General features: G+C 72.0%; 24 protein-coding genes and 1 pseudogene. 10 read left to right on the top strand and 15 right to left on the bottom strand.

Annotation, left to right across the window (positions count from 1 at the left end; all coding sequences use genetic code 11):
• The first annotated feature begins 125 nt into the window (after positions 1-125).
• Positions 126-1,619, top strand: coding sequence for a hypothetical protein (locus HYV93_06720; GenBank protein ID MBI2525659.1), 1,494 nt, complete (start codon positions 126-128; stop codon positions 1,617-1,619).
• Positions 1,616-3,268: an AMP-binding protein gene (locus HYV93_06715; GenBank protein MBI2525658.1), complete on the top strand. Its 1,653-nt coding sequence runs from the start codon at positions 1,616-1,618 to the stop codon at positions 3,266-3,268. Before HYV93_06720 ends, HYV93_06715 begins: the two co-directional genes overlap by 4 nt.
• Before the next feature lie 350 nt (positions 3,269-3,618).
• Here the strand turns inward: HYV93_06715 and HYV93_06710 are convergent, their stop codons facing one another.
• The 4 genes and pseudogenes from HYV93_06710 to HYV93_06695 form a co-directional block, all read right to left on the bottom strand.
• Positions 3,619-4,122 (bottom strand): hypothetical protein, encoded by a 504-nt coding sequence (locus HYV93_06710; protein MBI2525657.1) that lies wholly within the window; start codon positions 4,120-4,122, stop codon positions 3,619-3,621.
• Between the two features lie 11 nt (positions 4,123-4,133).
• Positions 4,134-4,322: pseudogene (locus tag HYV93_06705) on the bottom strand (thiamine pyrophosphate-binding protein).
• A 383-nt stretch (positions 4,323-4,705) separates the two neighbouring features.
• The gene (locus HYV93_06700; GenBank protein ID MBI2525656.1) at positions 4,706-5,083 is read right to left on the bottom strand and encodes a hypothetical protein; all 378 of its coding nucleotides are present in this window, start codon (positions 5,081-5,083) and stop codon (positions 4,706-4,708) included.
• 328 nt (positions 5,084-5,411) lie between these two features.
• Entirely contained in the window at positions 5,412-5,855 is a 444-nt protein-coding gene (locus HYV93_06695; GenBank protein ID MBI2525655.1) for an HD domain-containing protein, read from the bottom strand.
• A 173-nt stretch (positions 5,856-6,028) separates the two neighbouring features.
• Here HYV93_06695 and HYV93_06690 point away from each other — a divergent pair, with 173 nt between their 5' ends.
• Entirely contained in the window at positions 6,029-6,454 is a 426-nt protein-coding gene (locus HYV93_06690) for a hypothetical protein (protein ID MBI2525654.1), read from the top strand.
• Here the strand turns inward: HYV93_06690 and HYV93_06685 are convergent.
• The gene (locus tag HYV93_06685) at positions 6,400-7,422 is read right to left on the bottom strand and encodes a GGDEF domain-containing protein (protein ID MBI2525653.1); all 1,023 of its coding nucleotides are present in this window, start codon (positions 7,420-7,422) and stop codon (positions 6,400-6,402) included. The genes HYV93_06690 and HYV93_06685 overlap by 55 nt on opposite strands.
• A 142-nt stretch (positions 7,423-7,564) precedes the next feature.
• Between HYV93_06685 and HYV93_06680 the strand changes: the two genes are divergently transcribed.
• From HYV93_06680 to HYV93_06670, 3 genes are all read left to right on the top strand, one after another.
• Positions 7,565-7,816 carry a sulfurtransferase TusA family protein gene (locus HYV93_06680; GenBank protein ID MBI2525652.1) on the top strand — a complete coding sequence of 84 codons (252 nt, stop codon included), beginning with the start codon at positions 7,565-7,567 and terminating at the stop codon, positions 7,814-7,816.
• A 4-nt stretch (positions 7,817-7,820) separates the two neighbouring features.
• A complete protein-coding gene (locus HYV93_06675; protein MBI2525651.1) occupies positions 7,821-9,005 on the top strand; it encodes a cysteine desulfurase in 1,185 nt (394 codons plus the stop codon).
• An 86-nt stretch (positions 9,006-9,091) separates the two neighbouring features.
• The gene (locus HYV93_06670) at positions 9,092-9,997 is read left to right on the top strand and encodes a diguanylate cyclase (GenBank protein ID MBI2525650.1); all 906 of its coding nucleotides are present in this window, start codon (positions 9,092-9,094) and stop codon (positions 9,995-9,997) included.
• Between the two features lie 15 nt (positions 9,998-10,012).
• On the opposite strand, the gene HYV93_06665 is transcribed toward HYV93_06670, so the two are convergent.
• The 10 genes from HYV93_06665 to HYV93_06620 all read right to left on the bottom strand — a co-directional run bounded on the left by HYV93_06665 (position 10,013) and on the right by HYV93_06620 (position 18,040).
• Positions 10,013-11,092, bottom strand: coding sequence for an Ldh family oxidoreductase (locus HYV93_06665; GenBank protein ID MBI2525649.1), 1,080 nt, complete (start codon positions 11,090-11,092; stop codon positions 10,013-10,015).
• On the bottom strand, positions 11,082-11,747 hold the full coding sequence (npdG, locus tag HYV93_06660; protein ID MBI2525648.1) for an NADPH-dependent F420 reductase: 666 nt from the start codon (positions 11,745-11,747) through the stop codon (positions 11,082-11,084). The genes HYV93_06665 and npdG overlap by 11 nt, the downstream gene beginning before the upstream one ends.
• Positions 11,748-11,856: 109 nt before the next feature.
• A complete protein-coding gene (gene cofE, locus HYV93_06655) occupies positions 11,857-12,609 on the bottom strand; it encodes a coenzyme F420-0:L-glutamate ligase (GenBank protein ID MBI2525647.1) in 753 nt (250 codons plus the stop codon).
• On the bottom strand, positions 12,609-13,286 hold the full coding sequence (cofC, locus tag HYV93_06650) for a 2-phospho-L-lactate guanylyltransferase (protein ID MBI2525646.1): 678 nt from the start codon (positions 13,284-13,286) through the stop codon (positions 12,609-12,611). Before cofC ends, cofE begins: the two co-directional genes overlap by 1 nt.
• Complete coding sequence (locus HYV93_06645) at positions 13,283-14,209, bottom strand: 2-phospho-L-lactate transferase (GenBank protein MBI2525645.1); 927 nt, start codon at positions 14,207-14,209, stop codon at positions 13,283-13,285. The genes cofC and HYV93_06645 overlap by 4 nt, the downstream gene beginning before the upstream one ends.
• 1 nt (position 14,210) lies before the next feature.
• Entirely contained in the window at positions 14,211-14,708 is a 498-nt protein-coding gene (locus HYV93_06640) for a hypothetical protein (GenBank protein MBI2525644.1), read from the bottom strand.
• Entirely contained in the window at positions 14,695-14,982 is a 288-nt protein-coding gene (locus tag HYV93_06635) for an HU family DNA-binding protein (protein MBI2525643.1), read from the bottom strand. The genes HYV93_06640 and HYV93_06635 overlap by 14 nt, the downstream gene beginning before the upstream one ends.
• A 151-nt stretch (positions 14,983-15,133) precedes the next feature.
• Positions 15,134-16,405, bottom strand: a complete 1,272-nt coding sequence (gene cofH / locus HYV93_06630; protein MBI2525642.1) for a 5-amino-6-(D-ribitylamino)uracil--L-tyrosine 4-hydroxyphenyl transferase CofH — start codon at positions 16,403-16,405, stop codon at positions 15,134-15,136.
• Between the two features lie 16 nt (positions 16,406-16,421).
• Positions 16,422-17,609 carry a 7,8-didemethyl-8-hydroxy-5-deazariboflavin synthase CofG gene (gene cofG / locus HYV93_06625; protein MBI2525641.1) on the bottom strand — a complete coding sequence of 396 codons (1,188 nt, stop codon included), beginning with the start codon at positions 17,607-17,609 and terminating at the stop codon, positions 16,422-16,424.
• Positions 17,606-18,040, bottom strand: coding sequence for a TIGR03668 family PPOX class F420-dependent oxidoreductase (locus HYV93_06620; protein ID MBI2525640.1), 435 nt, complete (start codon positions 18,038-18,040; stop codon positions 17,606-17,608). Before HYV93_06620 ends, cofG begins: the two co-directional genes overlap by 4 nt.
• 357 nt (positions 18,041-18,397) lie before the next feature.
• Here HYV93_06620 and HYV93_06615 point away from each other — a divergent pair, with 357 nt between their 5' ends.
• The 4 genes from HYV93_06615 (at position 18,398) to HYV93_06600 (ending at position 22,340) form a co-directional block, all read left to right on the top strand.
• On the top strand, positions 18,398-19,756 hold the full coding sequence (locus HYV93_06615) for a sigma-54-dependent Fis family transcriptional regulator (GenBank protein MBI2525639.1): 1,359 nt from the start codon (positions 18,398-18,400) through the stop codon (positions 19,754-19,756).
• A 189-nt stretch (positions 19,757-19,945) separates the two neighbouring features.
• Positions 19,946-20,341: a response regulator gene (locus tag HYV93_06610; protein MBI2525638.1), complete on the top strand. Its 396-nt coding sequence runs from the start codon at positions 19,946-19,948 to the stop codon at positions 20,339-20,341.
• Between the two features lie 168 nt (positions 20,342-20,509).
• Positions 20,510-20,848 (top strand): P-II family nitrogen regulator, encoded by a 339-nt coding sequence (locus tag HYV93_06605; protein ID MBI2525637.1) that lies wholly within the window; start codon positions 20,510-20,512, stop codon positions 20,846-20,848.
• Positions 20,849-20,906: 58 nt separating this feature from the next.
• Positions 20,907-22,340, top strand: coding sequence for an ammonium transporter (locus HYV93_06600; protein MBI2525636.1), 1,434 nt, complete (start codon positions 20,907-20,909; stop codon positions 22,338-22,340).
• Positions 22,341-22,372: the final 32 nt, after the last annotated feature.

Here is a 22,372-nt window from a genome sequence, read left to right as displayed (position 1 = left end):
ATCATACCCTGGGTCGCCCCGTCAACTCAAAGCACCCGTACCCCGTTGGCGGGGTCCCGTCCGGCATGGTAGCGTGAGCCCGTGCTGCGTCTCCTCACGCCGCCACCGATGCCGAGGGCCGCCGCTTGACGGTCGAGGAGGCGCTCGTCGCCCTGCTCGCCGTCGTGGCGGCCGTCCTCCTCTTCGTAGGGCTCGCCCAGGCGCTCGACAGCCCGCGTCCGGCGCGAGCCCGTCGAGGCGCGCGGGGCCGCGCCGCGCCGGCGCCCCGGTGCGCGCCGGAGCCGGCGCTCGCGCGCCAGGCCCGAGGGCCTCGCGTGCCGCTGCCACGACGCCCGGAGGCGGAGCCGGCCCCTGCGCCGGCGCCGGATCCGGTCCAGATGGTCCTGCCCCAGTCGCCGGAGCAACCCGCCGTCCCGCACGCCGTGGTGGACGAGGCTCCAGCGGAGCAGGCTTCAGCGCCGGAGCTTGCGGCAGGCGAGGCGGCGGCGCCAGCGGCGCCAGCGGCGGCGGCCACCGCGCCGCGCGAGCCGGAGTTGACCGAGGCCTGCATGCGCCTGTACCAGGCGGGCGAGCACGCGCAACTGCTGGAGGCCGCCGGGTCCGCGCTCCGGTCGGAGTCGGCGGAGTCCGCTCCGCCGGCCACCCCCTGCGAGAGGGCTGCCCTCTGGGGCCTCGCCGGTCTGGCGGGCCAGGCCCTGGGAGATCGCGACGGGGCGCGGCAGGCCTTCGAAGCTGGTCTCGCCTGCCTGCCCGGGCCGGAGGGCTTGGTGCCTTCGCCGCGGGTGACGGCTCTGACTGTCCCCATCGCGCGCCACATCGTGACGGGCGCCGAAGGGGCCGGCGGCGCCTCGCCGGACATGACCGCCGGACTCTCGCTGGCATGCGCCCTCGTGGAGACCGCTGCCGTCGCCGAACCCGGCGACGAGGGGCTCGGCGAGCTCCGGACGCGGGCGCGGGACGCCGCCGGGGCGCTCGTCGAGCGCAGCGCCGCCGCCCTTCTGGAGCGGCGGGAGCTCGCCGAGGCTTCCCGTGTGATCCAGGAGGCGCTCCAGTCCCCCGACCTGCCGCCAGCGCGGCGCCGGGCGCTCTGCGATCTCCTCTGGACGGCCGTCACCGGAGAGGTCGGCCGCCTCACCGGCCAGGCCCTCCAGAGCACGGGGGAGGTGGGCGAGGCGCTCCTGCTGCTGGACCGCGCCGGGGAGGCGGTGCGCCGCGTCCCCCAGGACGTGGTCACCCCCGAGCAGGCCGAGGACCTCAGGCGGCGGCTCTGGTGGGGGCACACCAAGCTCGGCGTGGAGCGCGTGGAGGCGGGGGACGCCGCGGGCGCTCTGCCCCCGCTCTACCGCGCCCTCGCGCTCCGCGAGATGGACGCCGAGCGCCAGACCCAGACGCGGCGCGCGCTGGCGCGAGCGCTGGAAGCCGTCGCGCAACGGGCCCAGGGGGAGGTGGAGGGGCTTCTCGCCGGCGGGGACCGCTCCGGCGCCGAGGCGAGAGGGCAGGCCCTGTGCCGCGCCATCGACGAGGCCTTCGAGCAGGGGCTGAGCCAGGACGAGCTCGTGACGGCGATCGCCAAGCGCCAGCACGTCATGGCCCTCATCGCCGGCGCGGAGGAGGCGTGACGGACCTCGGGCCCGCGCTCACCCTGGGACAGATGCTCGACCGGGCGGCGGCCCGCTATCCCGAGCGCGAGGCCATCGTCTTCAAGGCCGAGCGGGTGACCTACCGCGAGCTCCAGCACCGCGCCGATGACTTCGCCCGGGGGCTCCTCGCCCTTGGCCTGGCCCCCGGTGACCACGTCGTCCTCTGGATGCCGAACTGCGTCGAGTGGAACATCGCCAACCTCGGCATCGCCAAGCTCGGCGCCGTCACCGTCACCTGCAACAGCCGCTACAAGGCCCTCGAGGTCGAGTACCTGCTGCGCCAGTCGGATGCGAGGGCGCTGGTCATGGTGGACCGCTTCGCCGCCGCGCGGATCGACTACCTCGAGATCCTGCGCGAGCTGGTTCCGGAGTGCGAGCAGCCGGCGCCGGGGCGGTCGGGGCTGGCCAGCGCCCGCTTCCCGGAGCTGCGCCAGGTGATCGTGCTGGGCGGCGACCCCCCCGCCGGCTGCGCGCCCTTCGCCCGGGTAGAGCGCGCCGGGCGGGCCGAGGCGGCAGACCTGTCCCGCATCGCCGTGCGGCCCGACGACCCCGCGGAGATGCTCTACACGTCGGGCACGACCGGCGATCCCAAGGGCTGTCTGCTCTCCCACGGGAACATGTACTACAAGTGCCGGGTGTACACGGATCTCCACCGCTGGACCTGCGAGGACCGCTACCTCGTGGCTGTGCCCTACTTCCACATCTTCGGCTCCATGGGTGCCGTCGCCGCCAACTGCCTCGTGGGCTCCACGCAGGTGGTGATGGAGACCTTCGACGCCGGCGAGGCGCTGCGTCTCATCGAGGCCGAGCGCGTCACGATCTTCTCCGGCGTGCCGACGATGTTCATCACGCTCCTGGGGCACCCGTCCTTCGGGCGCTTCGACCTGCGCTCGCTCCGCACCGGGTCCATCGGCGCCTCCCCCGTGCCCGTGGAGATCATGCGGCGGATCCTGGACCGGGAACGCGGCCTCGGCATGGACGCGCTGGTGGTCTACGGGCTCACGGAGGCGACCGGGGGGACGCACTGGACCCACTCCGGCGACCCCATCGAGAAGCGCGTCGCCACCGTCGGCATGCACACCCCCGAGATCGAAGACCGCGTGGCGGACCCGGTGACGGGGCGCGAGCTGCTCGCGGGCGAGGAGGGGGAGGTCTGCATCAAGGGACCGACCCTCATGCTCGGCTACTACAAGAAGCCCGAGGCGACGGCGGAGAAGATCCGCGACGCCTGGCTCCGCACGGGCGACATGGGCGTGAAGGATGCGGACGGGTACCTGCGGATCACGGGGCGCCTCACCGACATGATCATCGTCGGCGGCTTCAACACCTATCCGGCGGAGATCGAGAACTTCTACCTGCGCCATCCGAAGCTCCTGGACATCTCCGTGGTCGGCGTCCCGGATCCCGTGATGGGCGAGGTGGTCATGGCCTTCGTCATCCCGAAGCCCGGTGAGGCCCTCACCCCGGAGGAGATCGTGGAGTTCGGGCGGGGGAGGATCGCCAACTACAAGCTGCCGCGCTACGTGGAGGTCGTGGAGCAGTTCCCGCTCACGGGCTCGGGCAAGGTGCAGAAGTTCAAGCAGAAGGCGTACGCCGTGGAGAAGTACAAGCTGAAGGGGCCAGCGTAGCCGCCACCCGCGGGCTCCCGGATTCCGCTCGCGAGTAGCGCGGGCTAGTCGGTGGAGCGGCGACCCCGCGATCTCCCTCGGGCAAGCCTCACGCCATCGTTCGCAGGTACTCATCGAGACGATCGAAGCCCCGGGACATGCCTTCCCGCCGTGAAGGCTTCGATGTCAGGACACGGAGGGGAACGTTCCTCGCGCTGGTCGGCGTGCTGGGTCATACGGTGATCGGGTGGGCCGGGAGGCGTGCCGCCTTCTGGCAGGCCTCTCTGTCTCAGCGCCCCTGATCCCGGCCCGGAGGCCGGCCCGGCGGAGCCAGTCCTCGGAGCGTGACGCCCGCGCCGGAGGCCTGCAGCTCAGCGCTGGTACTTCGGCAGCCGCGTGAGCGGCGAGAAGTACCGCGCCCGGGACATCCGCTCCACCGGCACCTCGAGCAGCACCGGCCGATCCATCTCCAGGGCTGCGCGGAGGAGATCTCCGGCCTCGAGCGGGTCCTTCGTCCGGAGCCCGACCACGCCGAAGGCCTCGGCCAGCTTCATGAAGTCCGGGTTCTGAAGCTGAGCCCCGTAACTGCCGCCCCACGCCTCGTCGAGATCGCGCGAGACGTTGCCGAAGGCATTGTCGTTGAAGACCACCGCCACGACGTTGATGCCGAACTGGGCCGCCGTCGCGAACTCCTGCGCGTTGTAGAGGAACCCGCCGTCCCCCGAGAGCGCGACGACGGGGCGGCCGGGACAGGCGACCTTCGCGCCGAGCGCGGTGGGGAACGCGTAGCCCAGAGTCCCGGCGTAGGACGACGTGAGGAAGCTCCGTGGCTGATACACGGGTAGGAAGGGGCGCGCGTAGTGGCCGTGCCGAATGAGCCACCGGCCCTGGCGTAGCCGTCTGCCATGTAGGTCGTCGCCTGCTCGTGGCGCGTCGTGATGAGCCGGATCCCGCTCTCGTCGCGGAGCGCCGCCAGCGCGCCGTAGAGCTGCGCGCCGGGCAGGCCGAAGACGACCTCCACACCTTCGCGGCGCAGCGACTTCACCAGCGCTTCCCCACCGGTCATCCTCGTCATCGCCCCGCTATGCTAGGCCGGCCGGGGGGCACGTGCCAAGCAGAAACGGTCCACGCGTGGTCCGGCGATCAGCCTCCGGCGCCGAGGGATCGCGGGCCTGGCGAGCCAGCAGCGAGGGGCAGGGGCAGCCTCGCCGGGCCGGGGCTTGCCGCCGCCGATGGTCGGCATCTCCGCAACTTTGCCCTTGACAGCATGCTGGGTCGTTTCGTTCTGCATCGTCACGTGGCGCATGGGTTCCGCGTAGTGGCGCATGAGCATTTTCGGACAAGCCAATACGCACGCGAGAATCGAGAAACGCGATGCCCGACGGTCCGCGGAGAGGAATGTGGCCCAGCCCGTTCAACCAGGCGACCCCAAGGATCGCTCCGGGGCGGCAGATTCTCCTATCCGACTGCACGCTCAGGGATGGAGAACAGCAGGCGGGCGTGGTCCTGGACCGGCCCGCCAAGGTCCGGATCGCGCGGGCCCTGGACGACCTTGGCATCTACGAGATCGAGGCGGGCACTCCGGCCAGCAGCGACGAAGACCGAGACGCAGTCGCCGAAATGTGCCGGCTCGGCCTGCGGGCGAAGATCAGCGTCCTGTGCCGTGCGGTGACGGGCGACATCGATGAGGCCGTGGCCTTGGGCGTCTGGGGAGTGCGGCTCAGCTTTCCGATCAGCCCCCTCGAGCGCAAGCACAAGCTGAAGGGAATCAGCGACGACGAGTATCTGGCGCGGGCGCTGGACATCACTGCCTACGCCCGGCGCAAGGGTGTCCACGTCATCTTCAGCCCCTATGACACCACGCGCGCCGAGCTGCCGTTTCTGCGCCGGCTCGTAGCGGAGCTGGAGCGGGCGGGGACCGTGGACAGGCTGCGAGTCGTGGACACGACGGGATGCGCCCTGCCGGAGGCGATCACCTACCTCATCCGGCAGATCCGGGAGGCCGCGTCGGCGTTGCCGCTCGAGATCCACACGCACAATGACTTTGGCCTTGCCTGCGCCAATGCGCTGGCGGGCATCGTGGCCGGAGCTGACTACGGTTCCACGACGATCAGAATACGGACCGGGAGAGACTCGCAATTCGCCCAGTCAAGTTGGATCGGCACTAGTCAGTGGAGCGGCGGCGGATCTCCTCCAGTATCTCGAGCGGCACCCGCAGGAAGCTCTCGATCACGCCCGGGTCGAAGTGGGTGCCGGCGGAGCGCTGGATCTCGGCCCGGGCGGCCTCCAGGGGGATGGCGCGGGAGTAGGGCCGGTCGAAGGTCATGGCGTCGAAGGCGTCGGCCACGGCGAAGATGCGGGCCCCGACGGGGATGGCGTCCCCCTTGAGTCCGAGCGGGTAGCCCGAGCCGTCCCAGTGCTCGTGGTGGTGGTAGACCACCGGCACCGCCCCGCGCAGGAAGGGGATCTTGCTGACCAGGTTCCGGCCCACGGCGGGGTGCGTCCGCATGATCTGCCACTCGGCCGGGGTGAGGGGCCCCCGCTTGAGCAGGATGGCGTCGGGGATGCCGATCTTGCCGATGTCGTGCAGCAGCACGCCGTGCTCCAGGAGTGGGCCTGGGTGCCCAGATCCCGGGTGTCGATGGCGGAGCCCAGCGCCTCGAGCGTGCTCCGGTAGGTGTTCTCCAGCTCCCGGAGCGTGGCGGCCAGGTCCCGCGTGGCCTCGCCCACGCGCCGCTCCAGGAGCGCCTGGTAGTCGCGGCGCTCGAGGAGGAGCTGGCGGTGCTCGAGGGCGCGCTCGGCGGCGATCAGGATCTCGTCCATGTTCACCGGCTTGAGGATGAAGTCGTAGGCGCCGTGCTTGAGGCTCTCGACGGCGGTCTCCACGTCGGCCACGCCGGTGAGCATGAGGATGGCCGCGTCCGGGTCCAGGGCCCGGGCCTGCTTGAGGAGCTCGAGCCCCCCCATCACGGGCATGTTCACATCGGTCACGGTGAGCGGCGGCCGCTCGGCTTCAAAGGCGGCCAGGCCCTCCTGGCCGTTGCCCGCGGTGTGGCACTTGTACCCGTTGACGGCGAAGAACTCGCTCAGGACCCGTCGCACCTGCCGGTCGTCGTCAACGATGAGGACCCGCCGGTCGGCGAGGTTCTGGATCATGGCACGCGCGCCTCGGAGGCGGGCCGCGCATCCGGCGCCAGGTCCTCGTAGAGGGAGACCCGGTTCTTGCCCGCCCGCTTGGCGGCGTAGAGGGCCTCGTCGGCGGCGCGGATCAGGTCGTCTCCCGTGGGCGTCACGTCTTCCGGCAACGAGGCGATGCCGAAGCTCGCCGTGAGCCGCCGGCCGTGGGCGAAGGCGTAGGTGCCGAGCACCTGGCGGATCCGGTCGGCGTACAGGAGGGCGCCGGCCTTGGAGGTCTCCACCAGGAGCACAGCGAACTCGTCCCCTCCGTAGCGGCAGATCACGTTGATCCCGCGCGAGTACTTCATGAGGATATCGGCCATCTCCCGGAGCGTCTGGTCGCCCGCGGCGTGCCCCAGCTCGTCGTTCACCGCCTTGAAGTCGTCGAGATCCAGCAGGACCACGGAGGCCGGGTGGTTGAAGCGCCGGTAGCGGGACACCTCCTCCTCGATGCGGATCGCGAAGAAGCGCCGGTTGTAGAGCCCCGTCACCTCGTCCTTGAAGGAGAACTCTTTGAGCCGGGCGTTGGTGGACTCCACTTCCTTGTACGCGCGGTCGAGCCGCTCCGCGAAGTGGTGGATCTCGTTGGCCTGCTCCTCGACGGTGGTGAGCATCCGGGAGAAGGCGCCCATCAGCGACCCGATGTCGTCCCGCCGCTCGCCCCCGGGCGGCGCGGGCGGGAGCGCGGCGGCCGGGCTCTCCGCCGGGCGCCGCGCGGCAGCCCGGCCGACTCCGGCCGCCACCACCCAGGAGACGGCGGTCAGCAGCGCCGCCGCGATCAGCGCCGACTGGATCCACAGCAGCATGACGCCCGGGTCGCCGGCGCCGAGCGTGGGGCGCACGAAGGCTTCGAGGGCGTAGGTCAGCGCAACGAGAAGCACGATCGCGGCCCCGGCCGGCACCGCCGCACCCCAGGCCTTGACCCGGCGCTGGCGCGGGGGGCTACCTTGCTCAGTGGCCATCATTCGCTTTCCGTGGGCCAGGCCAGCGTCGCGCATGGATCTCCAGGGTACCGACCTCTCACCCCGCGCGGAGGAATATTGTGTGCGTCGGGGCCATTATTCGGGGCCGCCTCGGCGCCTGTCAAGCACCGAGGCCTTCCTTGACGACGCTGCGAGGGCTGCGGTAGGGTGGGACGACATGACGCAGAGCTCCAAAGCCGTCAATCCTGTCAAGCACATCGACTGCATCGGCCTCTTCTGCCCCATGCCAATCGTCAAGACCCGGGAGGCGCTCCGCGAGCTGGCGGTGGGGGAAGTGCTCGAGATGCTCTCCGACGACCCCGGCTCCGATCCGGACATGAAGACCTGGGCCCAGCGCTCGGGGCACGAGTTGCTCGAGGTCTCGCGGGAGGGGGCGATCTACCGTTTCCTCGTCCGGAAGACCCGGTAGCGCCATGGCCCGCGGCGGCGCCCCCCCCGACCGGGTGTACCTGGACTACGGGGGCTTCGCGCCTGTCGATCCGCGCGTACTCGCCGTGATGCGCCCTTTCCTCGAGGCCGGCATCGGGAATCCCTCAGCCCGGCATTCCCTGGGCGCGGAGGCGCGCGAGTCTCTGGAAGCCGCCCGCGCCAAGGTCGGCCGGCTCATCGGTGGGACGGCGAGCGGGGTGATCTTCAGCTCCGGCGCCACCGAGGCGAACAACCTCGCCATCCTGGGCGTTGCGCTCCGTGCGGGCGCCCGAGGCCGGCACGTCGTCACAACCGCCGTCGAGCACGTGTCCGTGCTCAATGCCTGCCGCGCGCTGGAAAAGCACGGCGTGGCGGTGACCCTGCTCCCGGTGGATCGGGAGGGGCTGGTGGACCCGGCCGAGCTCCGGCGCGCGCTCCGGCCGGACACTGTGCTGGTCTCCATCGGCGCCGCCAACGAGGAGATTGGCACCGTCCAGCCCGTGGGGGAGCTGGCCCGGGTCACGCGGGCGGCCGCCGTCCCGCTCCACGTGGATGCCGTGGGGGCCGCGGGGCGTGTCGCGCTGGCGGCGGAGGCCATGGGGATCGACCTCCTCACGCTCGGCGGCAACGACATCTACGGCCCGCCGGGGACGGGCGCCCTGTGGGTCAGGCCGGGCGTCAAGCTCGCACCCCAGATCCTCGGGGGGGGGCAGGAAGGCGGCTACCGCTCCGGCACGGAGAACCTGCCGGCCCTCGTGGGGCTCGGGGTTGCGGCCGAGCTCATCCGGACCGACGGAAACCACGGGGACGCGGCGCGGCTGGGCGCGCTGCGCGACCGGCTGCTGGAGGGGGTGCTGGCCGCGGTGCCCGACTGCCGCGTGACGGGCGCGAGGGAGACGCGCCTGCCGCATCACCTGAGCCTGGCGCTGCGCGGGGTCAAGGCCGACGGCGTGCTGCTGGACCTCGATCTCTCGGGCGTTGCCGCCTCGTCGGGCTCGGCCTGCGCGTCGCTCACGGGCAACCCCTCCCACGTGCTTCGCGCCATCGGCTGCACGCCCGAGGAGGCGGAGGGCTCGCTCTGCTTCACCCTGGGTCGCTGGAGCACGGCGGCCGACGTCGATGCCGTGCTCGACCGCCTCCCTCCCATCGTCGCCCGGCTCCGCGCTCTCGCCGCGCCGGCCCCCCGCTGACCGCATGCGCCCCGTGCTCTTCGACAGCCTCCCCGATGCCGCCGGCGTGGTGGCGCAGCGGCCGCAGGCTTGACAGGGGAGGGGGCGTGAACGCGGAGTCCCGCACGCGGATCCTGCTGATCGAGGACAACCCCGACCACGCCCTGATCGTGACCCGCACCCTCGAGCAGCGGGATCGCGGACGCTACGCGGTGGTCCACGTGGAACGGCTCCAGGAGGGGCTCGAGCGTCTTGGCGCGCAGCGCTTCGACATCGTGCTCCTCGATCTCTCCCTGCCCGACAGCGCGGGGCTCGCCGGGATCCCCCCGCTGCGTGCCTGCGCTCCCGAGGTGCCCGTCATCGTGATCACGGCCTCGGACAGCGAGGCCCTGGGGGAGGATGCGGTGCGCGCCGGTGCGCAGGACTACCTCGTCAAGGGAGAGGCCGACGGCCGGGTGCTGGCGCGCGCCATCCGGCACGCCATCGCGCGGCAACACCTGCAGGAGATCCTCAGAAGCCTCGCGCTGCGGGACGAGCTCACGGGGCTGTACAATCGGCGCGGCTTCGTGACCCTCGCCGAGCAGCACCTGAAGCTGGCCCGGCGCAACGGGCGGGGTGCCCTCCTCGTGTTCGCGGACGTGGACGGCTTCAAGCGCGTCAACGACCGCTTCGGTCATGCCGAGGGCGATCGCGCGCTGGTGGCGGTGGCTCAGGTCCTGCGCTCCACGTTCCGGGAGACCGACATCGTGGCTCGCGTGGGCGGCGACGAGTTCGCGGTGCTCGCCGTCGAGGCGCCGGACGCCAGCGCGGAGCTGCTCCGCGCCCGGCTCGCGGAGCGGGTCCGCGCGCACAGCGAGCGGGCGCAGCTGGCCTACGAGGTCTCCGTCACCGCGGGGGTTGCCGTGCTGGATCTCCGGCGCGCGTCCAGCGTCGACGAGCTGATGGCCGAGGCCGACCGCGCACTGTACGCGCTCAAGCGCGCCGCGGGGCACGATCAGGCCGGCCGCGGGTGAGCGCGACCGGGGCTCTCAGGCGAGCGGGAGCACCCCGAGGCTCGCCGCGATCTCGCCGACCTGCGCGACCAGGGCCGGAGCCACGGGGATGCCGTGGGCGCGCCGGTGGCGCTCCGCCTCGGCCTCCGGCTCCCCGGCGGTGTAGACGCGCTCCTGGCCCTCGGCTCGCGGCGTGTCGTTGAGCGCCTGCAGCATGTCGTCCATGGCAGCCTCGAACTCCTCCACGGGGCGGAAGCGGGCGATGTCGATGGCCGCGAAGCAGTGCCCCGTGTTGGTGAGCCTCTGCGTGCGCAGCCCCTTGCGGTCGAGCAGGTCGCCGTAGACGCCTCCGGACAGGACACCGGAGAGGATGTCTACCATCACGCCGAGCCCGTAGCCCTTGTGGCTGCCCAGCTCGCGACGCCCGCCGAGCGGCGACAGGAGCCGCGCGGCCAGGGCGGCCCGCGCATCGGTGGTGGGTCGGCCGCCCTCGGCGAGCGCCCACCCTTCCGGAATCGGGTGATTCCAGCGCGCGGCGATGGTGAGCTTCCCCACGGCCACGGTCGTCGTCGCCATGTCGAGGACGAAGGGCGTGTGCGTGGCGGCCGGCGCAGCGAGGCTGATGGGGTTGGTGCCCATCATCGGCTGGCGCGCGAAGGTGGGCACCATGGCGACGAAGGGGGAGTTGGTGAAGGCGAGCCCGATCATTCCACGCTCGAGCGCCATCATCGAGTAATTGGCGCAGGCGCCGAAGTGGTTCGAGTTCCTGACGGCGACGATGCCCAGGCCGTAGGTGCCGGCCTTGGCGAGGGCCAGCTCCATACCCATGACCGACACGGGATGGCCGAGTCCCTTCTGTCCGTCCAGGAGGGCCGTGGCCAGATCGTCGCGCACGACGATGGGCTCGGCCCAGGGATGGATGTATCCCGCCCGAGTCCACTCCACGTACCGCGGGAGCATGCCGATCCCGTGGGAGTCCACGCCGCGCAGATCGGTCTTCACCATCAGCGCCGCCGTGAGCTCCGCGTTCCTCCGCGGCATCCGCAGCGCCTCGAGGACGGCGACGATGAAGCCTTGCAGCGCCTCGGGCCTGACGACGACGGGGCTATCGGCCATGGGCCTCTCCGAGCCCAGTGATCTTGATGCCCGATCCCTTGAGCTTGTAGCGGCGGTTGATCGTGGCGAGCACCGCCGTGATTCCCTCGAGCGGCCCGGCGTTGGTCAGCGCGCCCACGTCGACGGCGCGCAGGCCCAGGTCGGCGCCGAGCCCCGCGACGGTCGTCCGCGCCGCGGTGTCCCCGCCGCAGAGGAGGAGATCGCAGTCGATGGCGTGACCGGCCGCCGACAGCTCGTGGGCCGCGATGTGGTGGAACGCCGCCACGACCCGGGCCTCGGCGCCCAGGATCTCCTGCGCTTCCTCGGCGGCGGAGCCCTGCGGCGGCGGCGTGAAGAGCCGTCCTCCACCGAAGGTGAGCGGCACGACCGCGCTGACGACCACCTTGCCGCGGCACCCGTCCCTGACCTCGGGCAGCGTCTGCTGGAGCCCCGCCGCCGGCAGCGCGAGCACGATGACCTCGGCTGCCGTCGCGGCGTCGCGGTTGGACAGCCCCTGGACGCGCGCCGCCGGCGCCTGCGCTGCGAGCTCGCCGGCCTTGTCCGCCGCCCGGCGCGCGTCGCGCGAGCCGATGATGATCTCGTGACCTGCCTGCGCCCAGCGGAGCCCGAGCCCCGCCCCTTCCTTGCCTGTGCCTCCGAGGATCGCGAGTCTCACGGGTCTGGCTCTCCCTGGTGTGTCCTGTCTCGGAAGTTCGTCGACGAGCAGCGCCGGGTGGGGCCCTGTCCCGGCCGGCGCTTGGTCTCTCGAGCTCTCAACCAGGACACTAGCGGAAGAGGTCTCGGTCCGGGTCGCGGAGGAGCGCCCGGCTCGAGCCGGCGGCGGGCTCCCAGACCAGGCCCCGGACGATCGCCACCGGGATGCGCGCCAGCTTGCCCATCACCGGCTCGGCGGCTCCCGCCAGCTCGTCGGCGAGGGCGAGGACCGTGGCCTGCAGCACGTGTCCCGCCGGATCCCGCTCGCCCAGATAGCTCACGAGCGGGTCGAAGCCGGCGACGCCGACGGCCACGTTGGTGAGGCCCTCGCGCCAGGGCCGGCCGAAGGTGTCGGCGATGATGATGGCCAGCGCGTGGCCCGTCAGCGCCGCGAGCCGCTCCTGCAGCCCCCGCGCCGAGGCGTCGGCGTCCACCGGGAGCAGGCAGGCCGTGTCGGCGTCGACGTTGGACTGGTCCACCCCGGCGTTCGCGCACACCCATCCGTGATGGGTCTCCACGATGAGGACGCCCTTGTCGTGGCGCACCACGCGCCGGCTCTCGCCGAGGATCACCTCGATCAGGCGGGGGTCTCTCCCCAGCTCGCGCGCCATGGCCAGGGCCTGCGGTGACGGCGTCACCTCGGCGAGCCGCACGAGGCGCCCCTCGGCCTTCGACACGATCTTCTGGCTCACCACCAGGAGGTCGGCCGCCTCGAGCGGCGTGCCCTGGCGCGCGGCGGCCTCGGCGATGAGCCGGCCGAGATCGTGGCCTGCGGCGATCTCCGGCAAGCCCTCGACGCCGATCACCTCGTAGCGGGGCGGCACTAGCCGAGGCTCGCGAGGCGGCGCGGGATGTCCCACGCGCGCACCAGTCTTCCGCTGCGCGTCGCGGAGCCGCGCTCCAGCAGGAGCCCCAGGTCCTCGGGGGCGTCGATGTCGAGCCCGATCCCGGGCAGTGGCAGCACGACGGGCGAGAGCCCGCGCGCCCGTGCCGTTTCCAGGTGATTCTCGAAGGAGGGTTCGCCGAACTTGAGAGGCATGGCGGCCGGGGGAGAGAGCAACGCGGCGTTGGTGCCGAAGCCCGACAGCGAGGGGACGAAGGCGACCCCGGGCCCGGCGCCGAGGGTGGCGCAGAGCCGCTCGAGCTCTGCGCGCGTCACGCAGGGCACGTCTCCCGGAATAGTCAGAAACCGCGCCACCCCCCGCCAGACCGCTTCCCGCTGAGCCAGCCCCACGGCCTCGGTGTGTCCGCGGTTGGCGCTCTCCACGAGGCACCTGATCCCCTGCCGGTCGGCCAGGGCCATCACCGCCTCGTCCTTGGTGACGACGCAGACAGGCCCGAGCCCGGCCGCGACGAGGGCGGCCAGGACGTCCTCGAGCATGGCGGCCGCCAGCGCTCGCCGCTCGGCGGGCTCGAGCAGGGGGATCAGCCGCTGCTTGGCGTTGTCCAGGTCTTTCACCGGCACGGCGACCAGCGTCGGCGCCGGAGCCCGACCACTCACGGCACGGCCTCCAGGAGACGGCGGGCCAGCGCCGTCTCCTTCTCAGGGCTCGTCATCAGCGTGTCGGTGACGACCACGCCCACGCCGCCGGCCTCGAGGTCCGCGGCCAGCGCGGCGTCCCGGTCATCGACGATCAGCGTGTCGAGCCACGGGGCGTACGCCCCGGCGAGGCCGACGGCGGAGACCGGCAGCCCGCACGCCGCCATGAGGCGCGCGGCCGGTCCGGACACCGCCTCCCCTCCGACGAGGGGGCTCACGGCCAGCACCGTGGCCCGACTCTCTCCCAGCGCGCGCGCCAGTCCCGGCACCGCCAGGATCGGCCCGACCGAGGTGATGGGGTTCGAGGGGCACACGATGACGGCCCGGGCCTCGAGGATCGCGTCCACCACGCCGGGCGCCGGCACAGCGGACGCGGCTCCCTCGTAACGGACGGCGCTGACGGCGACCTGCGCCTTGTCCCGCACGAAGTACTCCTGGAAGTCGAGCCAGCCCTCGGGACCGAGCAGCCGCGTGCGGACAGGCTGGTCGGACATGGGGAGCACGCGCTGGGCGACCCCGAGCATCGCCGCGACGGCGGCCGTGGCCTCGGTGAGCGTCCGGCCCTCCGCCAGGAGGCGCGTCCGGTGGAGATGCGTCGCCAGATCGCGGTCCCCGAGGCTGAACCATGTCGGCTCGCCGAATCGCCCCATCGCCTCGAGGGCGTGGAAGGTCTCCCCGCGGCGTCCCCAGCCCCGGGCGGGATCCACCACGCCGGCCAAGGTGTAGCAGACCGTGTCGAGGTCGGGCGAGATGTGCAGGCCCCAGAGACGCAGGTCGTCCCCGGTGTTGCCGATGATGGTCAAATCCGCGGGGTCCACGAGCCGCGCCAGTCCCCGCAGGAGCTTGGCGGCGCCCGTCCCGCCGGCCAGCACGGCGGTCTTCATGTCAGCCGGAGCGGGACTCCCGCGCGGCGCCTCGGCCGGCGGCGCTCCAGAGGGCGCTCCCGCCCCGCCAGGCGAAGAGGCCCAGTCCCGGCCTTCCCCGGAGTCCCTCGGGGAGCGAAACCTCGGGGACGGGGATGAAGCCCGCACGCACCCAGACCCGATCGAGCCCCTGCGGGCGGGCGAAGACGGTCTCGATCCCGTGGCCCTGGGCATGCTCCAGCGCGCTGGCCACGAGGCGCACGGCGGTCTCGAGGGCGTCGTCGGGCTCGAAGGCGGCGGGGGCCACGACCACCGGGCCGTGGAGAATCGCCGAGCTCCCGGCCCGCTCCAGCAGGACGGCCGCCACCATCGTCGACCCGTCCCAGGCCGCCCAGCCCGTTTCCACGGCCGTCCGCGGCGGGGCCCACGCGCCGACGAACCCGAACAGCTCCCGGGCCTGCGTGTCCGTGCCGGGGAGCGTGCGGTACGCGAGCCCCTCCCACGGCCTACTTCTTGCCAAGCACGGCGTCCTTCAGGCTCTTGGCGAGACGGAACTTCACGACGCGCTTCGCGGGGATCTTGATGGGCTCGCCGGTCTGTGGGTTGCGGCCCATGCGCGCCTTGCGGTTGGCCAGCACCAGACGGCCGAAGCCGGGAAGGATGAAGACGTTCTTCGCCTCCTTGGTTGCCAGCGTGGCGAGCTGGTCCATCACGTCGACGACCTGCTTCCTGGAGAGAGTGGTCTTCTGCGCGAGGTGAGCGATGATCGCGGACTTGGTCATGGACTTAGCCATCTGGGCGCCTCCGTCTTCAGGTTCGAGGTGAAGGACGACATCAGGTGGAGAGGGCCACGGGCCTCGAAAACCAGGGCCGTATTGTACTCAAGCGTCCTGACGTCCACAACGAGCCAATTCACCCCGGCTCGCGCGTCGCGCCCGGCGCGCGCTACGAGGCCGGGCTCGGCGTGCGCGCGGGATGGGCGAACCGGAACTCGCTCGATGCCGTCAGCCGGCGGTAGGAGCCGAAGCGCGCCTCGGCGTCGTCCACGTGGTCGAGGGGCGAGTCCTCGTCCTCTTCCTCCCGCTGATACACCTTGACCAGGTCGTAGAGCGTGGAGCGGCGCGCGGGCACCCGGCCGGCCTCGCGGGCCATGCGCCGCAGCTCCGCCGGCGCGACGAGCTGGCCGTGGCCGGCGCCTGCCGAGGTCGAGATGGACTCGTTGATGAGCGTGCCGCCGAGGTCATTGGCGCCGCAGCCGAGGAGCAGCTGCGCCAGCTTCGGCCCCTCCTTCACCCAGGAGCACTGGATGTTGCGGATCGTGGGGCCCAGCAGGAGCCGGGCCAGGGCGTGCATGCGCACCACCTCGAGGCCCGTGGCCCCCGGCCGCACGCCGGGCACGAGCCCGCGCTGGTACATGGGCGCCTCGTAGTGGATGAGGGACAGCGGCACGAACTCGGTGAAGCCGCCCGTGTCCTTCTGGATGCTGCGCAGCAGATCCATGTGGCGGACCCAGTGCTCGGGGCGCTCGATGTGCCCGTACATGATGGTGGAGGTGGTGCGGATCCCCTGGGCATGGGCGGCGGTGATCACCTCGATCCACTGGCGGACGGTGATGCGGCCGCGAGCGATGACGTCGCGGATCGGCTGGTCCAGGATCTCGGCGGAGGTACCCGGCAGGCTCCCCAGCCCCGCCGCCCTGAGCGCCCGGAGGAAGTCGGGGATCGTCAGTCCCGAGCGCGTGGCGCCGTACAGCACCTCCTCCGGCGAGAAGGCGTGCAGGTGCACCTCGGGAACGGCGGCCTTGATGGCCCGGCAGAGATCCACGTAGTAGCCGCCGTCGATCTTCGGCGGCAGCCCGGCCTGGATGCAGACCTCCGTGGCACCGAGCTCCCACGCCTCGACGGCACGCCGGACGACCTCGTCCACGGGCAGGAAGTAGCCCTCCTCCTCGCGGTGGTCGCGGCTGAAGGCACAGAACGTACAGTGCTTGATGCACACGTTGGTGAAGTTGACGTTCCGGTTGACGACATAGGTCACGACATCGCCCACCTGGCGATGGCGCATCTCGTCGGCCACCAGGCAGAGCGCGTGCAGCTCGCGGCCGGTGACCTCCGTGAGCCGGATCCCCTCTTCCACCGACAGCTCGGTGCCGTCCAGCGCCCGGTCCAGGATGCGCCGGACCCCCCGCTCCACCCAGTCGAGACTCAGCGAGTGCATGTCATGCCCTCCGGGATCACCACGTTCTCCACAGTTCGAGCTCCGGCCTGACGAGGCCGTCGGGGCCGGCGAGCCGGGCCACCGCTGGCCTCAGGGCCGCATCCATGAACTCGGGCCGCCTCACGTACTCGGGATAGATCGCGAGCCGCTCGCGCAGCTCGTGGCCCGCGGCCTCGGTGACGCGCGCGAGCTCGCGGATCAGCGGCCACGGCTTCTCGGGGTTGATGTGATCGGGGGTGAGCGGCGAGATGCCGCCCCAGTCGTTGAGTCCGGCCTCGGGCAAACGGCCGTATCCGTCGGCCATGAGGTTGGGCGGCGCCTGGATGTTCATCTCCGGTCCCAGCACGAGCCGCGCCACCGCCACGGTGCGCAGGAGATCGGGCAGCGCGGGGTCCGCCCAGGCGCGCATGGGGATGCTCGGCTTGGCGCGGAAGTTCTGGACGATCACCTCCTGGATGTGGCCGTGGCGCTCGTGCAGGTCGCGAATGGCCAGGAGGGTGTCCACCCGCTCGGCGTGCGTCTCGCCGATGCCGATGAGCAGGCCGGTGGTGAAGGGGATCCCGAGCTTCCCCGCCAGCGCGATGGTCCTGAGGCGCCGGGCCGGCACCTTGTCAGGCGCGCGATCGTGGGCGAGGCCCGGGCCCAGGAGCCGCTCGGAGGTCGTCTCGAGCATGATGCCCATGCTGACGCTGACCTCGCGCAGCGCGCTCAGGTCCCGCTCCGACATGACGCCGGGGTTGGCGTGGGGCAGGAGCGAAGACTCGGCGAGCACGAGCTGGCTCACCGCGCGCAGGTAGGACAGGGTCGTCCGGTGACCCAGGCGCCGGAGGACGGCGCGGTGCTCGGGGAAGATCGCCTCGGGTTTGTCGCCGAGCGAGAAGAGCGCCTCCTTGGCGCCGAGCCGCTCCCCGGCCTGGACGAGCGCGAGCACCGCCTCGGGCGTCATGGTGTGAGCGCCCGGCTCGCCCGGGTCCTTCCTGAACGCGCAGTAGCCGCAGTAGTCGCGGCAGAGCGTGGTCAGAGGAACGAACACCTTGGCCGAGAATGTCACCCGCCGGCCATGGCCCCGATCGCGGGCGGCCGCCGCGGCCGCCAGGAGATGCGGCAGGCGGGCGTCGTCCAGGCCGAGCAACAGCGTGGCCTCCGGCGCGTCGGGGGCGCGACCCTCGCGGACGCGGTCGAGCGCGCGGTCCACGGGGGTCATCCGGTGAGGCTCCACTGCGTCACGCGGCCCGGCGTCACCTTGATCATCACGCCGCCCCCGGGGTCGAGCCGCATGCGGCGGTACTGGGGGTACTTGGCCAGGAGCAGCTCGACGCCGCGCCGGTAGTCGGCACCCGAGGTCAGGACCTCGGCCTCGCCCCGGATGATCACGTGGCGGAGCCGGCTCCAGTCCTCGTCCCACTCGTCGATGACGACGCACACCTTCGGGTTCTCCCTGATGTTGCGCACGCGCTTGAGTCCTTCCGGGGCGACTCGCTTGGGCTTGGCGTCCACGGCGGAGAAGAGGGCGGAGCCGTCGAAGGCGTAGCAGAACGGGACGACGAGGGGCTGGCCCGAGGCGTCGGCGGTGCCCAGATGCCCCACGCGGCCCGACGCAATGAAGCCGGCGACGTCCTGCGGCAGCGCGGGCATGCAGCGCCTACCGCGGGGTGCGGAGGACCGTCGGGCGGCCCTTCCCGGCACAGGGCGCAGGCCCCGCGAGACCCCGGCGGAGAGCCTGAGACGCCGGCCCGAGGCCAACGGAGAGTGAGGCGGCGAGAGAGAGTTCCACGGCCGCGGCGAGCTCGAGGAGCGCGTCGGGTGTGGCGAGGAGGCCGCGTCCGGAGAGCGCGAGGCCGAGGTGCACGAGGCCATATTGCGCGTGGCATCCATGGCTGTCAAGGGCCTCGCCCCTCGCGGGGCGCGCCCTGCCGGCGCCCGCGGGACGGAGGCCGCGATCTGGTGGCGCGGCTCTCGGCTGTGCTAGGGTGAGGAGGAGATGAGGGCGGCATGAAGTCCCGCATCCTCCTGGTGGACGACGAGGCCGCGATCGCCGACTGGCTCCGCATCGTGCTGGGGGGCGAGGGGTACGACGTCGCCGTGGCCGGGGACGCCGCAGGCGCGATGGCCCAGATGGCCCAGCACGAGTTCGCGCTGGCGCTCGTGGATCTCGTCCTGCCCGACGGCGATGGGCTCGGGCTCCTCCCGCTGCTCAAGAGCAAGGATCCCGCGCTCGAGGTCATCATCATGACGGGGCACTCCTCCATCCCGAAGGCGGTGGAGGCCACCAAGCAGGGCGCCTTCTACTTCGTCGCGAAGCCCTTCGACTCGGCGGAGATGCTGACGCTGGTGGCCAAGGCGCTGGAGCGCCGGCGCCTGCTCGCCGAGACATCTGACCTCAAGCGGCGCCTGGCCGAGCAGGTGGGCTTCGATGACATCCTCGGGAGCGCGCCGACCATGAGGCGCATGTTCGAGCTGCTGGAGTCGGTGGCCGGCTCGGACGCCAACGTGCTCATCGTGGGCGAGAGCGGCACGGGCAAGGAGCTCGTCGCCAACTCGCTCCACGCCCGGAGCCCGCGCGCCAGCGGGCCGCTGGTGAAGATCAACTGCGCCGCGCTCCCCAAGGACCTCATCGAGTCCGAGCTGTTCGGGCACGTGCAGAGGGCCTTCACGGGCGCGGCCACGGACAAGCCGGGGCTCCTCGAGGAGGCTCACCGCGGATCCGTGCTCCTGGACGAGATCACGGAGATGCCGCTGGACCTGCAGGCCAAGCTCCTGCGCGTGATCGAGGACCGCCAGGTGCGGCGGCTGGGCGGCTCCCGCACGGCGCCCGTGGACTTCCGCGTGATCTGCTCGACCAACCGCGACCCCGAGGCCGCCGTGCGCGAGGGGCGACTGCGCCAGGACCTCTACTTCCGCATCAACACGGTGACGGTGGCGCTGCCACCCCTCCGCGAGCGGACCGGGGATGTGCCGCTCCTCGCCCGGGCCTTCCTCGAGCGCTTCAGGGCCAGGCATGGCCGGCAGGTGGACGGCATCGCCCCCGAGGCCTACCGGCGGCTGCTTGCCTACCCGTGGCCCGGCAACGTGCGCGAGCTCGAGCACGCCATCGAGCGCGCCGTGCTCGTGGCGCGCGGCGCGGAGATCACCGTGTCCGATCTGCCCGAAGGGCTGCGCACCGAGGTGGGGAACAGCGCGGCCGCCGCGCCGCCGGCGGGGTCGCTCGAGGAGATCGAGCGCGTATCCATCATCCGGGCGCTGGAGTCCACGGGCTGGAACAAGCAGGCAGCAGCGGCGCTGCTGGGCCTTCGGCGCCCGACGCTGTACTCCAAGATGCGGCGTCACGGTGTCCCCCAGCGCCGCCCGTAGCCGGCCCCGGCCACCCTCTCGGGCTTTCCATCCAGGCGCGCCCCCGTCCTCCCTGGAGCACGTGTCAGCCGCACCCGTCAGCGCCACGACGCCGTACCTCCTGCGCCCGATCCACAAGTGGCCGCCAGCGCTGGGCCGCAGTCCCGGCATCCCCTTTGCAACCCCGGTGGTGTGGGGGGGGTGGTGTCGATGACGACCATGCTCATTGTCGAAGACGATCCCGCCTGGCGCGCGCTCTACCGCATGGAGCTCGGAGGGCAGTTCGAGGTCTACGAGGCGCCGGACGGCCTGCAGGCCCTCGCCATGCTCGATCGAGTGCGACCCGACATCATCCTGCTCGACCTGAAGCTCCCCCGCATGGACGGGCACGACTTCCTGAGGGCGCTGGACCGCCGGGCCGTCAGGACGCCGGTGGTGGTTTGCTCCGGGATGCTCCCGGAAGACGCCCGGTCACTCTTCCCCGGCATCAGGCTGGCGCAGAAGAGCGCCGACCTGCGCTATGTCCGGGGAGCCATCAGGGACGCGCTCGGTACCCGCTGGCAGGCCCCCAGTCGGCCCGAGGGCGGGCCGGACTGGCTCGACTGATCACGACTGCCTAGCATCGAGGCAGTTCTGAGCGACCTGCCCAATTCGTGGGCAGGAGCTCTGCGGCCTCGACTCCCGCCAGACTTCCAAGCACCTGATTTTCCACGCACGCGCCACCGCCGGCTGCGCGGCACGCCCGGTGCACTGCTCCGGTGGAGGGAGGATTCCATGAAAAAGATCGAGGCTATCATCAAGCCCTTCAAGCTCGACGACGTCAAGGAGGCCCTGACGGGTATCGGGATCATCGGCATGACCGTGTCCGAGGTCCGCGGGTTCGGGCGCCAGAAGGGGCACACCGAGCTGTACCGCGGCGGCGAGTACACGGTGGACTTCCTCCCCAAGATCAAGGTCGAGGTCGTCGCCCCGGACCACCTGGTGGAAAAGGTGGCCGGGGTCCTGGCCGGCGCGGCGAAGACCGGGAACATCGGCGACGGGAAGATCTTCATCACACCGGTGGACACGGCGGTGCGGATCCGCACGGGCGAGCGCGATGAGAGCGCCCTCTAGACCGGCGCGGGCCGCCCGCGCCGTCAGCGCGGCGCTCACGAAAGGGGAGGCGGGGTCCATGCTCGCGGCGCTGGCCCTCCTGGCGGTGCAGGCCGAGGCTCAGGCGCCCGCGCCCTCCGCCGCTCCAGCCGCCGAGGCGCCGAAGGCCGTGGCTCCCGCGGCCCCCGCGCCCGCGAAGCTCGACACGGGGGACACGGCCTGGGTGCTCACCTCTACCGCGCTCGTGCTTCTCATGACGGCGCCGGGCCTGGCCCTCTTCTACGGCGGCATGGTGCGGCAGAAGAACGCCCTCGGCACCCTCATGCACAGCTTCATCATCCTCGCCCTCATCTCGATCCAGTGGGTCCTCTGGGGCTACAGCCTGGCCTTCGGCCCCGACAGGGGAGGCATGATCGGCGGGCTCGAGTGGATCGGGCTCCGCGGCGTGGGCGCGGCGCCGAACACCGACTATGCGGCCACCATCCCGCACCAGGCCTTCATGCTCTTCCAGATGATGTTCGCGGTGATCACGCCGGCCCTCATCACGGGGGCCTTCGCCGAGCGCAAGCGCTTCTCCACCTTCATCATCTTCGTGCTGGCGTGGGCCACCCTCGTCTACGATCCGCTGGCCCACTGGGTCTGGGGTGTGGGCGGCTGGCTGCGCAACCTGGGGGCGCTGGACTTCGCGGGCGGCACCGTGGTCCACATCTCCTCGGGCGTCTCCGCGCTGGCCGCGGCCATTGTCATCGGCAAGCGCCGGGGCTACGGCCACCAGCCCATGCCCCCCCATAACCTGCCGATGACGGTGATGGGCGCCGGGCTCCTCTGGTTCGGCTGGTTCGGCTTCAACGCCGGCTCCGCCCTCGGCGCCAGCGGGCTCGCAGCCCACGCCTTCACGACCACCAACACCGCGGCGGCGGCCGCGGCGCTGGGCTGGATGTTCACCGAGTGGAGCCAGCGGGGCAAGCCCACCGTGCTCGGCGCCGCCTCGGGTGCCGTGGCCGGTCTCGTGGCCGTCACCCCCGCCGCCGGGTTCGTCACCCCGGTCGCCGCCATCGTCATCGGCGCCCTGGCCGGCGTCTTCTGCTACACCGCCTGCAACCTCAAGGGTCGGCTCGGCTACGACGACTCCCTGGACGTGGTCGGCGTCCACGGGGTGGGCGGCACCTGGGGCGCCATCGCCACGGGGCTCTTCGCGACCAAGGCGGTGAACGACGCGGGAGGCGACGGGCTCCTCTACGGCAACCCGGGCCAGCTCGGCGTGCAGGTCCTGGCGGTCGTGGTGACGATCGTGCTGGGTTTCGTCGCGACCACGGTCATCCTCAAGGTGCTCGACGCGGTCATGGGTCTCCGGGTGAGCGAGGAAGAGGAGCAGGCCGGGCTGGACCTGTCGCAGCACTCCGAGACCGCCTATGCGCTCGGCGGCAGCTACGGCGAGTACTCGATCACGGGCGGGGGCCCATTCGACCAGGCGGTGCGCGCGGCAGAGGCCAAGGCCCGCGCCACCCACTAGGGCTACCCGCCGCCGGGGGGAGTGCGGGGCCA

This window comes from Candidatus Rokuibacteriota bacterium (genome assembly GCA_016188005.1).
In the GTDB taxonomy this organism is placed as follows: Bacteria; Methylomirabilota; Methylomirabilia; order Rokubacteriales; family CSP1-6; genus UBA12499.
The sequence above is the reverse complement of the archived record's forward strand: the minus strand, read 5'-3'. Positions and strand labels throughout refer to the sequence as shown.

Bases quoted from the DNA above. Each gene is read 5' to 3' on its own strand.
- HYV93_06685 (MBI2525653.1), bottom strand. From the start codon at position 7,422: ATGCGCGACGCTGGCCTGGCCCACGGAAAGCGAATGATGGCCACTGAG.
- HYV93_06620 (MBI2525640.1), bottom strand. From the start codon at position 18,040: ATGCCCGCGCTGCCGCAGGACGTCGCCGGCTTCATTGCGTCGGGCCGC.
- HYV93_06615 (MBI2525639.1), top strand. From the start codon at position 18,398: ATGAAGTCCCGCATCCTCCTGGTGGACGACGAGGCCGCGATCGCCGAC.
- cofG (MBI2525641.1), bottom strand. From the start codon at position 17,609: ATGACCCCCGTGGACCGCGCGCTCGACCGCGTCCGCGAGGGTCGCGCC.
- HYV93_06680 (MBI2525652.1), top strand. From the start codon at position 7,565: ATGACGCAGAGCTCCAAAGCCGTCAATCCTGTCAAGCACATCGACTGC.
- cofH (MBI2525642.1), bottom strand. From the start codon at position 16,405: ATGCACTCGCTGAGTCTCGACTGGGTGGAGCGGGGGGTCCGGCGCATC.
- HYV93_06645 (MBI2525645.1), bottom strand. From the start codon at position 14,209: ATGAAGACCGCCGTGCTGGCCGGCGGGACGGGCGCCGCCAAGCTCCTG.
- HYV93_06635 (MBI2525643.1), bottom strand. From the start codon at position 14,982: ATGGCTAAGTCCATGACCAAGTCCGCGATCATCGCTCACCTCGCGCAG.
- HYV93_06600 (MBI2525636.1), top strand. From the start codon at position 20,907: ATGCTCGCGGCGCTGGCCCTCCTGGCGGTGCAGGCCGAGGCTCAGGCG.
- HYV93_06665 (MBI2525649.1), bottom strand. From the start codon at position 11,092: ATGGCCGATAGCCCCGTCGTCGTCAGGCCCGAGGCGCTGCAAGGCTTC.
- HYV93_06675 (MBI2525651.1), top strand. From the start codon at position 7,821: ATGGCCCGCGGCGGCGCCCCCCCCGACCGGGTGTACCTGGACTACGGG.
- HYV93_06605 (MBI2525637.1), top strand. From the start codon at position 20,510: ATGAAAAAGATCGAGGCTATCATCAAGCCCTTCAAGCTCGACGACGTC.
- HYV93_06610 (MBI2525638.1), top strand. From the start codon at position 19,946: ATGACGACCATGCTCATTGTCGAAGACGATCCCGCCTGGCGCGCGCTC.